The organism is Micromonospora sp. NPDC005203 (genome assembly GCF_042872705.1).
Classification (GTDB): domain Bacteria; phylum Actinomycetota; class Actinomycetes; order Mycobacteriales; family Micromonosporaceae; genus Micromonospora.
In genome coordinates this window covers 715783-729883 of sequence record NZ_JBIAKV010000002.1, presented here as the reverse complement: position 1 = coordinate 729883, position 14101 = coordinate 715783, and the positions used below count along the sequence as shown (strand labels likewise).

The 14101-nt window shown below is 69.9% G+C and carries 11 protein-coding genes; 6 read left to right on the top strand and 5 right to left on the bottom strand.

The features are described 5' to 3' along the window. Window positions 1-3: 3 nt before the first annotated feature. From ACFYPM_RS08700 to ACFYPM_RS08680, 5 genes are all read right to left on the bottom strand, one after another. Window positions 4-1746 carry an ABC transporter substrate-binding protein gene (locus ACFYPM_RS08700; protein ID WP_387192729.1) on the bottom strand — a complete coding sequence of 581 codons (1743 nt, stop codon included), beginning with the start codon at window positions 1744-1746 and terminating at the stop codon, window positions 4-6. A gap of 156 nt (window positions 1747-1902) precedes the next feature. Next, window positions 1903-2889 carry an ABC transporter permease gene (locus ACFYPM_RS08695; protein ID WP_387192727.1) on the bottom strand — a complete coding sequence of 329 codons (987 nt, stop codon included), beginning with the start codon at window positions 2887-2889 and terminating at the stop codon, window positions 1903-1905. A gap of 10 nt (window positions 2890-2899) precedes the next feature. After that, window positions 2900-3907, bottom strand: a complete 1008-nt coding sequence (locus tag ACFYPM_RS08690) for an ABC transporter permease (protein ID WP_387192724.1) — start codon at window positions 3905-3907, stop codon at window positions 2900-2902. After that, window positions 3904-4941, bottom strand: coding sequence for an ABC transporter ATP-binding protein (locus tag ACFYPM_RS08685; RefSeq protein WP_387192721.1), 1038 nt, complete (start codon window positions 4939-4941; stop codon window positions 3904-3906). Before ACFYPM_RS08685 ends, ACFYPM_RS08690 begins: the two co-directional genes overlap by 4 nt. A 55-nt stretch (window positions 4942-4996) precedes the next feature. Beyond that, a complete protein-coding gene (locus ACFYPM_RS08680) occupies window positions 4997-6040 on the bottom strand; it encodes an ABC transporter ATP-binding protein (RefSeq protein WP_387192718.1) in 1044 nt (347 codons plus the stop codon). Between the two features lie 488 nt (window positions 6041-6528). Here ACFYPM_RS08680 and ACFYPM_RS08675 point away from each other — a divergent pair, with 488 nt between their 5' ends. The 6 genes from ACFYPM_RS08675 (at window position 6529) to ACFYPM_RS08650 (ending at window position 14100) form a co-directional block, all read left to right on the top strand. Then, entirely contained in the window at window positions 6529-7017 is a 489-nt protein-coding gene (locus ACFYPM_RS08675; protein WP_387192715.1) for a Uma2 family endonuclease, read from the top strand. Window positions 7018-7104: 87 nt separating this feature from the next. Beyond that, window positions 7105-8541, top strand: a complete 1437-nt coding sequence (locus ACFYPM_RS08670; RefSeq protein WP_387192712.1) for a TldD/PmbA family protein — start codon at window positions 7105-7107, stop codon at window positions 8539-8541. Window positions 8542-8661: 120 nt separating this feature from the next. Further along, window positions 8662-10068 carry a TldD/PmbA family protein gene (locus ACFYPM_RS08665; protein ID WP_387192709.1) on the top strand — a complete coding sequence of 469 codons (1407 nt, stop codon included), beginning with the start codon at window positions 8662-8664 and terminating at the stop codon, window positions 10066-10068. Window positions 10069-10291: 223 nt separating this feature from the next. Further along, the gene (locus tag ACFYPM_RS08660) at window positions 10292-11098 is read left to right on the top strand and encodes a hypothetical protein (RefSeq protein ID WP_357377893.1); all 807 of its coding nucleotides are present in this window, start codon (window positions 10292-10294) and stop codon (window positions 11096-11098) included. Between the two features lie 12 nt (window positions 11099-11110). Continuing rightward, window positions 11111-13039, top strand: coding sequence for a fumarate reductase/succinate dehydrogenase flavoprotein subunit (locus ACFYPM_RS08655; protein WP_387192706.1), 1929 nt, complete (start codon window positions 11111-11113; stop codon window positions 13037-13039). Then, complete coding sequence (locus tag ACFYPM_RS08650) at window positions 13036-14100, top strand: succinate dehydrogenase/fumarate reductase iron-sulfur subunit (RefSeq protein WP_387192703.1); 1065 nt, start codon at window positions 13036-13038, stop codon at window positions 14098-14100. The genes ACFYPM_RS08655 and ACFYPM_RS08650 overlap by 4 nt, the downstream gene beginning before the upstream one ends. The last annotated feature ends 1 nt before the right edge of the window (window position 14101 follow it).

Here is a 14101-nt window from a genome sequence, read left to right as displayed (position 1 = left end):
GCCTTACGGCGTGACGTACGCGTTCACGAACGACGGGTAGCCGAAGACGCTGGAGATGAAGATTCCGCCGGCCTTGGAGCCGTGCACGTTGTAGGCCACGTCGACGAAGAGCGGCACCACCGGTGCGTGCTCCTTCATGATCCGCTCGTCGAGCTTGGCCCACTCGGGACCCTGGTCGGCGGCGGGCATGGCCTGGATGCGGTCCATCTCGGCGTTGATCGTCGGGTCGTTGAAGTAGGACTGGTTGCTGTTGCCCTCGGCCTTGATGGTGCGGCCGTCGTAGAGCACCGGCAGGATCGACGCCCCGCTCGGCCAGTCCGCCGCCCAGTTACCGATGTACAGGTCCCAGGGGTTGTCCTTCTTCTTGATCTCGTCGAGCTTCGCGTCGTCCGAGATGTTCCGCAGCGTGATCTTGAAGCCGGCGCGCTCCAGGTTGGCCTTGAGCTGTGCGCCCTGCTGCTGCTCGGTCGAGTTGTCGGCGACGCCGAGGACCAGCTCCGGCGTCTTTCCGCCGAGCAGTTCCTTGGCCTTGTCCACGTTGCCGGTGGCGCCCGCCGGGTACGCGTCGTACGCCTTGTAGCCGATGGTGGCCGACGGCATCAGCGTGGTGAGCGGCGCGGCGACGGTCTGGCCGCCCATCGCCTTGATGAAGCCCTCGCGGTCGATGGCGTAGTTGAGTGCCTGACGGACCTTCAGGTCGGTCACCCGCTGGTTGTTGATCACGAGCTGGTTGGCGCTCGGGGTCGGCGACAGGATCGTCCGCGACTTGAGCGCGGCGTCCCCGGCCACCTTGGCGACAAGCGAGGCGGGCACCGTGTTGAAGGCGAGCGCGCTCTGGTCGGCGCCGTTGTCGGCGATCACCCGGTTGTTGGCGGCGTCCGCGGTGGGGCCGAAGCTCCAGACGAACTGGTCCGGGTACTGGTGCCGGACCGGGTCGGTCTTCGCGTCCCAGTTGGGGTTGCGGTCCAGGGTGATCTGCACGCCCACCTGGTTCTTGGCGACCTTGTACGGGCCGGACGAGAACGGCTGCTTGTCCAGGTCGACGCCGGTGTCCTTGTCGGCGGGCAGCGGCGCGGTGGTCGGCAGCGAGACCGCGAACGGCAGGTCACAGCGCGGCTTGGCGAACTCGAAGCGCAGCGTCCTGGCGTCCGGAGTGCTCAGGCCGGGCGGCAGCGACGTCTTGTTCTTCTTGAAGTCCCACTTGGTGTCGAACTGCGGGGTGTCGGCCAGCCACTCCTGGATGTAGGTGGGGCCGCCGGAGAGGTCCGGGTCGAAGGACCGGGCGATGCCGTACGCGATCTCCTTGGCGGTGATCGGGCGGCCGTCCTCGAACTTCACCCCGTCCTTGACCGTGAATTCCCAGACCTTGCAGTCGTTGTTGACGTTCTTGCCCGGCGTCTCGGCCAGGTCGCCCACCAGGACCAGGCCGCCCTTGCCGTCGTCCTTCCAGGTGGTCAGATAGCGCGCGAAGAGCGGGTTGGTCATCAGGCCGGCGAACGAGTACGTCCGCTGCGGGTCCAGGTGGGAGATCGGCGACTCCCGGATGATGGTGAAGGTGCCGCCCTTCGCCGCACCGCTCACCTCGGCGGCCGGCCCCTGCGAGTCCTTGGGGTCGGTCGCGATGACCCCGGTCTGCTGCCGGTCGGTGTCCACAGTGGTGCCCTCGCCCGTGTTCTTCGAGCACGCACCCAATGCCACCACCAGAGCGATCGCGCCGCCTGCGGCGGCCACCACGCGTGGTCTCATGAATACCCCCTTCACCCATGTGCCGTGCGTTTCGCCGGGGCGAGAACCGCCGACGTCCCGAGGATCGTAAGGAAGAAAACCTACGAGTTGTGTAACAGTTGTCGATAAATTTCGCCAGCAGCCACGCCCTGGACAGCGGCCGGGTCAGCGGCCGGTTCAGCGCAGCCGCACCCGGGGGTCGATGGCCGCGTAGAGCAGGTCCACGAGCACGTTCGCCAAAACCACGAAGACGGCCGCGATCAACACCGTGGCCATGATGGTGGGCAGGTCACCCGAGCGCACCGCGTCCACCGCCGTACGCCCCAACCCCTGGATGCCGAACGTCGTCTCGGTGATCACCGTGCCGCCCAGCGCCCCGCCCACGTCCAGCCCCGCGATGGTCACCACCGGGGTGATCGCCGCGCGCAGCGCGTGCCTCCCGTACACCGTGGGTTTGGCCAGGCCCTTGGCCCGCGCGGTCCGGACGAAGTCCTCCGACAGCGTCTCCAACATCTGCGCCCGCGACAGCCGGGCGTAGATGGCCGAGAAGAGGAAGGCCAGCGCCACCCAGGCGAGCACCAGCCCGCTGGCCCACTTCGCCGGGTTGTCGAAGAGGGAGGTGTAGCTGGGCACCGGCAGCAGCCGCAGGTTGTAGACGAAGACCAGCAGCAGCACCGCGCCCACGAAGTAGAGCTGCAACGACGCGCCGGTCAGCGAGAAGCCGATGGCCAGGCGGTCCAGCCAGGTGCCGCGCCGCAACGCGGAGACCATCCCCAGCCCCACCCCCAGCAGCAGCCAGAGGATCGCCGCCGGGATGACGATGCTCAGCGTCACCGGCAGCACCCGGCCGATGGTGTCCGAGACGGCCTCGTTGGTGACGTACGACCAGCCCAGACAGGGCGCGTCACACCGGCCGCCCTGGGCGCTGCCCAGGTCCCGGCCGGTGACGATCCCCTTCATGTAACCGGCGTACTGGCTGACCAGCGGATCGTTCAGGCCCAGGTCGTCGCGGACCCGCTCCAGCCGCTCCGGGTTGCAGTTCTTCGAGCAGATGCTGCTGACCGGGTCGCGCGGCAGCGCGAAGAACATCAGGAAGGTCAGCACGCTCACCGCGAACAGGGTCAGCGTGGCGGAGAACAGCCGCTTGATCAGAAACCGTGACATGAGCCCACCCCTACCGGGACGACTTCGGGTCGAGCGCGTCCCGCAACGCGTCGCCGAAGAGGTTGAAGGCGAACACCAGCGCGAAGATCATGATGCCCGGAAAGAACACGTAGGCCGGGTCGGTCTGGAGGAAGTCCAGACTGTCGTAGATCATCCGGCCGAAACTCGGGGTCTCGTCACTGAGGCCGACACCGATGAACGACAGCGCGGCCTCACTGGTGATGAACTGCGGCACCGCCAGCGAGAACGACACCAGGATCGGCGCCCAGATGTTCGGCAGCAGTTGCCGGAACAGCATGTGCCCCAGCCCGGCCCCGCTGGCCCGGGCCGCCTCCACGAACTCCCGCTCGCGCAGCGCGATCACCTGCCCGCGGACCAGCCGGGCCGTGCTGGTCCAGCCGAAGATGGCGAACACGGCGATCAGCACGCCGATCCCGAAGGCGGACGACACCTGCCCCCGCTCACCGTAGAATCGCAGCGTGATGGTGGGGGTGAGGGCCAGTGCGATGATCAGGAACGGCATGGCCAGGGTCAGGTCGGTGATCCAGTTGATCACCGCATCGAGCCAGCCGCCGAGGTAGCCGGCGAGCGCGCCGAGCACGATCCCGATCGTCGCGGTGATCAGCGCCGCCGCGAACGCGATGAACAGCGACGTCCGCAACCCGTAGATCAACCGGATGAAGATGTCCCGGCCCAGGTTCGGCTCCAGGCCGAACCAGTGGTCCCCGGTGACGCCGCCGGCGTAGCCCAGTGGCATGCCGAAGCCGTCCAGCAGGTTCTGGAACTGCTCCCGCGGCCCGACGCCGTAGGCCATCTCGATCAGCGGGGCGGCCAACCCCAACAGCAGGAAGAAGACCAGGAGTACGCCGCTGACCACGGCCGTCCGGTCGCGACGCAGTCGCAGCCAGGCGAGCTGACCGGGCGAACGCCCGACCACACCCTTGGCGGCGGGCGTACTCGCGTGCGGATCGGACTCGATCTCGGCCAGTGCCACACCCTCCACCGGGGACAGGCTCACGACGGCACCTCCTCGACGACCTCGGTGATCGACCCGGCGGTCTCGGGGCTCGTGCTGGCCGGTTCCCCTTCGGGGAAGTGACACGCGGTGGCCTGCCGGCCGCCGTCGCGCGGGACCAGCGCGGGCTCCTCGGTGGCGCAGACGTCCTGCGCCTTCCAGCAGCGGGTGCGGAACCGGCAGCCCGACGGCGGGTCGAGCGGGGTCGGCACGTCACCGGTCAGCCGGATCCGACCCGCCGGGCCGAGCTGGGTGACGTCCGGGATCGCCGAGAGCAACGCCCGGGTGTACGGGTGCTGCGGGCGCTCGTAGATGTCCGCCCGGTCACCGATCTCCACGATCCGACCCAGGTACATGACCGCGACCCGCTGGCTGAAGTGCCGGATCACGGCCAGGTCGTGCGCGATGAACACGAACGCCAGGCCCAGCTCCCGTTGCAGGTCACGCAGCAGGTTGACCACCTGCGCCTGGATCGAGACGTCCAGCGCGCTCACCGGCTCGTCGGCGACGATCAGCTTGGGCCGCAGGGCCAGCGCCCGGGCGATGCCGATGCGTTGACGCTGGCCGCCGGAGAACTCGTGCGGATACCTGTTGTAGTGCTCCGGGTTCAACCCGACCAGCTCCAGCAGCTCCCGCACCCGGGCCTTCACGCCACCCGGCGGCTTGATCCCGTTGACCTGCAACGGCATCGCCACGATCCGGCCGACGGTGTGCCGGGGGTTCAACGAGGCGTACGGGTCCTGGAAGATGATCTGGAGTTCCTGACGCAGCGGGCGCAACTCCCGGCGGCCGGCGTGGGTGATGTCCCGCCCGGCGAACTCGATGCTGCCGCTCGTCGGCTCCAACAGCCGCACCAGCATCCGACCAGTGGTGGTCTTGCCGCAGCCCGACTCTCCCACCAGCCCGAGTGTCTCGCCGGGGCGCACGTCGAAGTCGAGCCCGTCGACCGCCCGCACCTGGCCGGTGGCGCGCAGCCCCTGGCGTACCGGGAAGTGCTTGGTCAGCCCACGTACCCGCAGCAGTGGTTCGTCGGTCATCTCCACAGTCCTCCGTTCGGGACTGCGATACTCCGCTGCGCTGCGCTCCTCGCCCTCACCCAGCCACCCCCACTCGTGCGACGTCCTCGGCGTAGAAGGTGGCGCGCTCCTCGGCGCTCAGGTGGCAGGCGACCAGGTGGCTGTCGGCCCCGGCCGCCCGCAGCTCCGGCACCTCACTGCGCGACCGGCTGCCGACCCGGTCCGCGTACCGGCAGCGAGGGTGGAACGCGCAGCCGGGCGGCAGGTTGATCAGGCTGGGCGGGTTGCCGGGGATCGGCACCAGGTCCGCGTCCGCGTCGCCGTGCAGCGACGGCACGCTGGAGAGCAACCCCCAGGTGTACGGATGCTGCGGCGCCCGGAGCACCTGCTCGACGCTGCCCCGCTCGACGGCACGCCCCCCGTACATGACCAACACGTCGTCGGCGACCTGGCCGACCACGCCGAGGTCGTGGGTGATCAGGATGATCGCGGAGTGGAACTCGGCCTGGAGGTCAGCGAGCAGGTCCAGGATCTGCGCCTGCACGGTGACGTCCAGCGCGGTGGTCGGCTCGTCGGCGATCAGCAGCGCCGGGTCGTTGACCAGGGACATCGCAATCATCGCCCGCTGGCGCATGCCGCCGGAGAACTCGTGCGGATACTGGTCGAACCGGCGGGCCGGCTGCGGGATGCCGACCCGGTCCAGCATGTCCACCGCCCGCTGGCGGGCCTCGCGCCGGTTGGCCTTCGGGTGGTGCACCCGGTACGCCTCGGCGATCTGCCGGCCCACCGTGTAGTACGGGTGCAGCGCCGACAGTGGATCCTGGAAGATCATCGCCATGTCCCGGCCGCGCAGCCGGCGTACCTCCTCGTCCGGCAGGCCGACCAACTGCCGCCCACCGACGGAGATCTCTCCGCTGATCGTGGCCCGCTTCGGGTCGTGCAGGCCGAGGATGGCCAGCGAGGTGACGCTCTTGCCGGAGCCGGACTCGCCCACGATGCCGAGGGTGCGGCCCCGCTCGACGGCGAACGACACCCCGTCGACCGCGCGCACCACGCCATCCTCGGTGTCGAACCGGACCCGCAGGTCACGCACCCGCAGGTAGGCATCCGAACTGTCCACGGCCGCCTCCCTCAGTGACGAAGAGAACTTACATGAAAGTCCTGAGGGTGAAAATAAGCTACAAAGTCCGTACCTGTCAGCGGGCCCGAGCGTAACGAGTCGGCATCGGCCTGAACACCCCCTCACCTCGCGCCCCGCGCCCCGCGCCCCGCGCCCCGCGCCCCGCGCCCCGCGCCGAGATCTCCGCAACTCCCCCGATGCTGCTGCCTCCGACGCGCCAGAGACAGCAACGTCCCTGATACTGCGCGGATCTTGACGACGAGCACCCCCAGACTGACCGGGAGGGGAGCTTGCGGCGCCACGGACCCCAAGATCGCACTCGAACCAGGATCTAGTGGCATCGCCGATGCGCCGATACCACTAGATCCTGGATATTGCGCGATCTTGTTGGCGCAACCGTGGCGACCACACCGTCCGAGCCGGCATTGCACCTCGTGCTCGCACTTCGGGTGCGACCTCGGCGATCCGGAATGAGCTGCGCTGGGCCGGTGACTCCAGTCGGCATTCTTGGCCGCGCGCTGCCGTGGACCGAATCGGACTACCTCGCCCTCGGCGAGACGGCCCAGCGGATCGAACTCCTCGACGGTGGCCTGCTCATCGGGCCATCGCCATCCGTTCGACACCAGGTGATCGTCGGTGGCCTGGCGGCCGCCTTGGAACCCGGCTGCGCAGCGGCGAACCGCAGTCTGCTCCCGGTGATCAACCTGCGGCTGAACCCCAACCCCGACCTCGTGGTGGTGGCGGAGCAAAATCTCACGGCGGCCTGCGTGCCGGCGGACGCGGTCCTACTGGTCGGTGAGGTCAGCGCACCGCACACCGCCGCCACCATCGACCGGGTGCTGAAGCCGCACCTGTACGCCGCAGCCGGGGTCGGGTGGTATCTGCTCGTCGAGCAGGAGAGCCTGACCGTGAACCTCCACCAGCTGGCGGGCGCCCACTACGTGGAGCGGTCGACGACGAGGGCCGCCGAGGTGTAGGAGTTGGCGGAGCCGGTGAGGGCCACGATCCGGCCGGAGGATCTCGTCCCCTGACGGGTGTCGGTCGGCTGGCCTAGGGTCGGTCGCATGACCGAGTTCGACGCGGCCAGCGCCGCCGTCCAGGCCGCCCTCGACGCGGGCGCACGGTACGCCGACGCGCGGGTGATGCACCGTCGCTACGAGTCGATGACCGCGCGCAACGGTGACGTGGAGGAGCTGACCCAGGACGAGAGCATCGGGCTCGGCGTCCGGGCACTCGTCGGTGCGAGTTGGGGCTTCCACGCCGTACCCGATCTCTCGGACGCCGCCGCCCGCGACGCCGGCCGGCTCGCGACGCGGACCGCCATGGCCAGCGCGCGGGTTCCCGGCCCGCCTGTCGACCTGGTCCCGGCGCAGGCGGTCACCGCGAGCTGGGCCTCCGGCTGCGAGATCGACCCGCTCGGGGTGCCCCTCTCGGACAAGGGCGACCTGCTGGTCGGCGCGACCCGCACGATGGCCGACCACGGCGCGGACCTGGCCGAGGGCCTGTACCAGATCTGGGACACCGCGAAGTGGTTCGTCTCCAGCGAGGGCCACCGGATCGACCAGCGCATCCGCGAGTGCGGCGGCGGCATCTCCGCCACCTCGATCGGCGACGGGGAGACGCAGCGTCGGTCCTGGCCCAGCTACCGGGGACAGTACGGGACCACCGGCTGGGAGCTGGTCGAGTCGCTGGACCTGGCCGCGCACGCCGCGCAGATCGCCGAGGAGTCCCGGGCGCTGCTCACCGCGCCGGTCTGCCCGGCCGGCGAGACCGATCTGATCCTCGGCGGCGAGCAGTTGGCCCTGCAGATCCACGAGTCGGTCGGGCACGCCATCGAGTTGGACCGCATCCTCGGCTGGGAGGCGGCGTTCGCCGGCACGTCCTGGTTGGATCTGGCGCAGCTCGGCTCGTTGCGCTACGGCTCCGAGCTGATGAACATCACCATCGACCCGACGATCCCCGGCGCGTTGGGCAGCTTCGGCTTCGACGACGAGGGCTCCCCGGCGGTCAAGCGGGACGCCGTCCGGGACGGCCGCTGGGTGGGGGTGCTCGCCGGCCGGGACTCCGCCGCCATGGCGAGCCTCGACTACGGCGGCAGCGTACGCGCCGACGGGTGGGCCCGGCTGCCGATGGTGCGGATGACGAACGTCGGCCTGGAACCCGGCCCGCACACCCTTGAGGAGATCATCGCGGCGACCGACGACGGCGTGCTGATGGACCTCAACCGGTCCTGGTCGATCGACGACAAGCGGCTCAACTTCCAGTTCGGCTGCGAGATCGGCTGGGAGATCAAGAAGGGGCGGCGCGGGCGGATGCTGCGCAATCCCACGTACACCGGGATCGGCCCGCTCTTCTGGCGCTCGATGGACATGCTGTCGAGCGAGACGGTTTCCTGGGGCACACCCAACTGCGGCAAGGGCCAGCCCGGCCAGATCGGGCACACCGGCCACCCGGCCGCGCCGGCCCGCTTCCGCAACGTCCGAGTGGGGGTATCAGCGTGAGCGCGAGGAGTGAGCCGGGTTTGCGAGCCCCGCAGTCGCGAACGAAAGGCGGCCCAGCGTGAGCGCGAGGAGTGAGCCGGGTTTGCGAGCCCCGCAGTCGCGAACGAAAGGCGGCCCAGCGTGAGCGCGAGGAGTGAGCCGGAGCTGGCCGGCCAGGTCATCGAGCTGGCGCGTCGCCTCGGTGGGTCGGGGGCGCAGGCCGAGGTGGTGGTGACGCGGGCGGATCTGGCGCTGACCCGGTTCGCCAACTCGGCCATCCACCAGAACGTCGCCGAGTCGACGGTCGGAGTCCGGCTGCGGGTGCACGTCGACGGTCGGACCGCCGCCGGGAGCGGCAGCGTGGTCACCGCCGACGGGCTGAGCGCGCTGGTCGAGCGCACCCTGGTGGCGGCGCGGCTCTGCCCGCCCGACCCGGGCTGGCCGGGGCTGGCCCCGCCCACGCCCACGCCGAACGCGCTGGCGGTCGACGAGGCCACCGCGCACGCCGAGCCGGATCAGCGGGCCGACCGGGTGGGCGCTTTCGTGGCCGCCGCCGGGGGCCTCAGCACGGCCGGTTACTGCCGTACCGCGCACCGCTCGTCGGCGTACGCCAACTCGGCCGGGCACACGGCGTCCGGCCGCTCGGCGGAGGCGGCGATGGACGGCATCGCCCGCAGCGATGGCGCCGACGGGGTGGCCCGGCGCAGCGCCGACCGGCTCTCCGACCTCGACGGCGCCGAGCTTGGCGCGCAGGCGGCGGCCAAGGCCCGGGCGGCGGCCGACCCGGTCGAGCTGCCACCGGGGCGCTACGAGGTGGTGTTCGAGCCGGCCGCCGTGGCGGACCTGTTGCAGAACCTCTCCTGGTACGGCTTCAACGGCAAGCGGTACGCCGAGCGGCAGTCGTTCGCCGAGCCGGGTACGGCCCAGTTCGACCGGGCGGTGACCCTGGTGGACGACCCGCTCGGTGCGTCGGGACTGCCGTTCGACGCGGAGGGCACCGGTCGTGGGGCGCTGACCCTGGTCGAGGCGGGCACCACCCGGGCGGTGGCGCACGATCGGCGGACGGCCGACGCGGCGGGCGTGCGGTCCACCGGGCACGCGGTCGCGGGTGGCGCCACCTGGGGGCCGATGGCCCGTAACCTGCGGCTGTCTGGCGCGGCGGCCGGCCCGGCCAGCGCGACCGGCCGGAGCACCACCGGCGGGGCGGCCGGTGCGGTGGTCGACGCGGACACCGCCGCGCTTGTCGCCGGCGTACGCCGGGGGTTACTGGTCAGCGACCTCTGGTACACGAGGGTCCTCGACCCGAAGAGCCTCGTCGTCACCGGGCTGACCCGCAACGGCGTCTGGCTCATCGAGGACGGCACGGTGGTGCGGGCGGTCCGCGATCTGCGGTTCACCGAGTCGTACCCGCGCGCGCTCGGACCCGGGGCGGTGCTCGGGGTGGGCGCGCGGGCGGTGCGGCAACCGGATCGGGTGGACGGTGCCTGGTGGACGGCTCCCTCGCTGCGACTGGCATCCTGGCACTTCAGCGGAGGCGCCTCGGGCTGACCGCCGCGGATCGCGGCTTTTCCGCAGGCCAGACACACGGGACACTCCCTTGCGCGGACGGCTCGCAGAGATCGGCGTAACGTGTGTCACTTAGCTGCGTCGGTCGATCCGGCGTGGTCGTTGGTGTGCGCAGGACGTGGCAGCGGGTGCGGGTTTGCCGGTCCGCGTGCCGACCGGAGAAAGATCAGCCCGCCCGTACGGGCCCGTCGAGGAGACGACTCGAATGACTTCAACGGCAACGAAGCCGCGGGGAGCGCGGGCGCGCGCCGCGATCGCGGCGAAGACGTTGCGTACCGACCGCTGGTGGTTCGCTCCGCTGATCACCGTGATCGGGCTCAGCGCCTGGGTCGCGTACGCGACGGTCCGGGTCTTCCAGCATGACAACTACTGGGTCGACGCGTACCACTACCTGACCCCGTTCTACTCCCCGTGCGTGACGGACCGGTGTGTCGAGGCGGCCTCGCACTTCGGCCGGTTCCTGCCCGGCTGGTGGGTCATCCCGGATGCCGCGCTGACCCTGCCGTTCCTGCTGCTGTTCCGGCTCACCTGCTACTACTACCGCAAGGCGTACTACCGGTCGTTCTGGCTGTCGCCGCCGGCCTGCGCCGTCCCGGACGGCCACAAGGAGTACGCCGGGGAGACCCGCTTCCCGCTGCTCGGTCAGAACCTGCACCGCTACTTCTTCTACGCCGCCGCGATCATCTCGCTGATCAACACCTGGGACGCGATCCTCGCCTTCCACTCGCCCAAGGGCTTCGGCTTCGGGCTCGGCAACATCATCCTGGTGCTCAACGTGGTGATGCTCTGGGCGTACACGATCTCCTGCCACTCCTGCCGGCACATCATCGGCGGCCGGCTCAAGCACTTCTCCAAGCACCCGGTGCGGTACAAGGCCTGGACTGTCGTCTCGGCGTTGAACGTCCGGCACATGCAGCTCGCCTGGATCACCCTCGGCACCCTGGCGCTGGCCGACTTCTACATCATGGCGCTCGCGGCCGGCTGGTTCTCCGACCTGCGGTTCATCAACTAAAGGGCCCCTGACATGACCACTACCACTCGCATCGAACGACACCACTACGACGTCGTCGTCATCGGGGCCGGCGGCGCCGGTCTGCGCGCGGCGATCGAGGCCCGGCTCGCCGGCAAGAAGACCGCGATCATCTCCAAGTCGCTCTTCGGCAAGGCGCACACGGTGATGGCCGAGGGCGGCGCGGCAGCCGCCATGGGCAACGTGAACAGCCGGGACAACTGGCAGGTGCACTTCCGCGACACCATGCGTGGCGGCAAGTTCCTCAACAACTTCCGGATGGCCGAGCTGCACGCGAAGGAGTCGCCGCAGCGGATCTGGGAGCTGGAGACGTACGGTGCGCTCTTCGACCGCACCAAGGACGGCAAGATCTCGCAGCGCAACTTCGGTGGCCACGAGTACCCGCGCCTGGCGCACGTCGGCGACCGGACCGGCCTGGAACTGATCCGCACCCTCCAGCAGAAGATCGTCTCGCTTCAGCAGGAGGACCAGCGGGAGTTCGGCTCGTACGACGCCCGGATCAAGGTGTTCTCCGAGACCACGATCACCGAGCTGCTGCTCGACGGTGACCGGGTGGCCGGCGCGTTCGGGTACTACCGCGAGTCCGGTGAGTTCATCCTCTTCGAGGCGCCGGCCGTCGTGCTCGCCACCGGTGGCGTCGGGCGCTCCTACAAGGTCACCTCGAACTCCTGGGAGTACACCGGGGACGGGCACGCGTTGGCGCTGCGTGCCGGGGCGACGCTGATCAACATGGAGTTCCTCCAGTTCCACCCGACCGGCATGGTCTGGCCGCCCTCGGTGAAGGGCATCCTGGTCACCGAGTCGGTGCGTGGTGACGGTGGCGTCCTGAAGAACTCCGAGGGCAAGCGGTTCATGTTCGACTACGTCCCCGACGTCTTCCGCAAGCAGTACGCGGAGACCGAGGAGGAGGCGGACCGCTGGTACACCGACCCGGACAACAACAGGCGTCCACCGGAGCTGCTGCCCCGGGACGAGGTGGCCCGCGCGATCAACAGCGAGGTCAAGGCCGGTCGGGGCTCCCCCGCCGGTGGCGTCTTCCTGGACATCGCGAGCCGACGTTCGGCCGACGAGATCCGCCGGCGGCTGCCGTCGATGTACCACCAGTTCAAGGAGCTGGCCGACGTCGACATCACCGCCGAGCCGATGGAGGTCGGGCCGACCTGTCACTACGTGATGGGCGGCGTCGAGGTCGACCCGGATTCGGGTGCCGCCTTCGGCCACGTACGCGGACTGTTCGCCGCCGGTGAGGTCTCCGGCGGGATGCACGGCTCCAACCGGCTGGGCGGCAACTCCCTGTCCGACCTGCTGGTCTTCGGCAAGCGGGCGGGCGGGCACGCGGCCAGCTACGCCGACGGGCTCGCTGCCCGGCCGAAGGTGGCCGTGGACGCGGTCGAGGCCGCCGTGGAGACCGCCCTCGCCCCGCTGCAGCGGGACACCGGCGAGAGCCCGTACACCCTCCAGCAGGACCTCCAGGCGGTGATGGGGGACCTGGTGGGCATCATCCGCAGGGAGGGTGAGCTGGCCGACGCGCTGGTGCGGCTGGCCGAGCTGCGCGAGCGGGTCGCCAAGGTCAGCGCGTTCGGCGGCCGGCGCTACAACCCGGGCTGGCACCTCGCCCTGGACCTGCGCAACATGCTCGTGGTCTCGGAGTGCACCGCGAAGGCGGCGCTGGAGCGGCAGGAGTCGCGCGGCGGGCACACCCGGGAGGACTATCCGGCGATGGAGCCGAAGTGGCGGCAGGTCAACCTGGTCTGCTCGCTGGACGGCGACAGCGTACGGCTCACCCGTAAGCCGCTGCCGAAGATGCGGCCGGAGCTGATCGGCCTCTTCGACCGTACGGAGCTTTCCAAGTACCTCACCGACGAGGAGCTGGCCGACTTCGATGCCCTCGTCGCCGACGCTGGAGAGGCGGACAACCGATGAGCGCGAAGCGTCAGTTCCGAATCTGGCGGGGTGACGAGACCGGCGGGGACCTCCAGGACTACATGGTCGAGGTGAACGAGGGCGAGGTCGTCCTCGACGTCATCCATCGCCTCCAGGCCACCGACGCGCCGGACCTGGCCTGCCGGTGGAACTGCAAGGCCGGCAAGTGCGGCTCCTGCTCCATGGAGATCAACGGCAAGCCGCGGTTGGGCTGCATGACGCGGATGTCGACCTTCGGCGACGAGGAGACCGTCACGGTCACCCCGCTGCGGACCTTCCCGGTCATCCGGGACCTGGTCACCGACGTGTCGTACAACTACCAGAAGGCCCGCGAGACCCCGGCGTTCGCCCCACCGGCGGACGTGGCCCCGGGTGACTACCGGATGCAGCAGGTCGACGTCGAGCGCTCGCAGGAGTTCCGCAAGTGCATCGAGTGCTTCCTGTGCCAGACGGTCTGTCACGTGATCCGTGATCACGACGAGAACAAGCAGGCGTTCTCCGGCCCCCGGTACTTCATTCGGGCGGCCGAGCTGGACATGCACCCGCTGGACACCCGGACGGACCGCAAGGAGTACGCGCAGGCCGAACAGGGCCTCGGTTTCTGCAACATCACCAAGTGCTGCACCGAGGTCTGCCCCGAGCACATCAAGATCACTGATAACGGGATCATCCCCATGAAGGAACGGGTCGTCGACCGCAGGTACGATCCCCTTGTGTGGCTTGGTAGCAAGATCTTCCGTCGGGGCGAGACTCCCCAGACCAGCGTGACCACCGCCCGTCAGGGCTCGACGACGTCGGGCTCGGCCAAGGGCGGGGTGCACTCGCACGCGGGTGGTTCCCACAACCCGCGCGCCGAGGCGCAGGCGCAGAGTGGCGTGAACTGGGACCGGGAGGTGCCCCACCCGACCGCTCCGGCGGTGGACGACCGGGGCAAGCTGCCGCTGACCGAGCTCACGTTCGACCGGGCCGCCGCGCCGTCGCCGTTCGGTGACGACGTGACCTTCCCGCTGCCTCCGGAGCACCTCAACTTCGCGCACCCCGACCAGGACAAGCAGCACTAAG

What these genes read in the sequence shown, in the direction of transcription:
- ACFYPM_RS08700 (WP_387192729.1), bottom strand. Translation starts at nt 1,746, where the DNA reads ATGAGACCACGCGTGGTGGCCGCCGCAGGCGGCGCGATCGCTCTGGTG.
- ACFYPM_RS08695 (WP_387192727.1), bottom strand. Translation starts at nt 2,889, where the DNA reads ATGTCACGGTTTCTGATCAAGCGGCTGTTCTCCGCCACGCTGACCCTG.
- ACFYPM_RS08685 (WP_387192721.1), bottom strand. Translation starts at nt 4,941, where the DNA reads ATGACCGACGAACCACTGCTGCGGGTACGTGGGCTGACCAAGCACTTC.
- ACFYPM_RS08670 (WP_387192712.1), top strand. Translation starts at nt 7,105, where the DNA reads ATGACCGAGTTCGACGCGGCCAGCGCCGCCGTCCAGGCCGCCCTCGAC.
- ACFYPM_RS08660 (WP_357377893.1), top strand. Translation starts at nt 10,292, where the DNA reads ATGACTTCAACGGCAACGAAGCCGCGGGGAGCGCGGGCGCGCGCCGCG.
- ACFYPM_RS08655 (WP_387192706.1), top strand. Translation starts at nt 11,111, where the DNA reads ATGACCACTACCACTCGCATCGAACGACACCACTACGACGTCGTCGTC.
- ACFYPM_RS08650 (WP_387192703.1), top strand. Translation starts at nt 13,036, where the DNA reads ATGAGCGCGAAGCGTCAGTTCCGAATCTGGCGGGGTGACGAGACCGGC.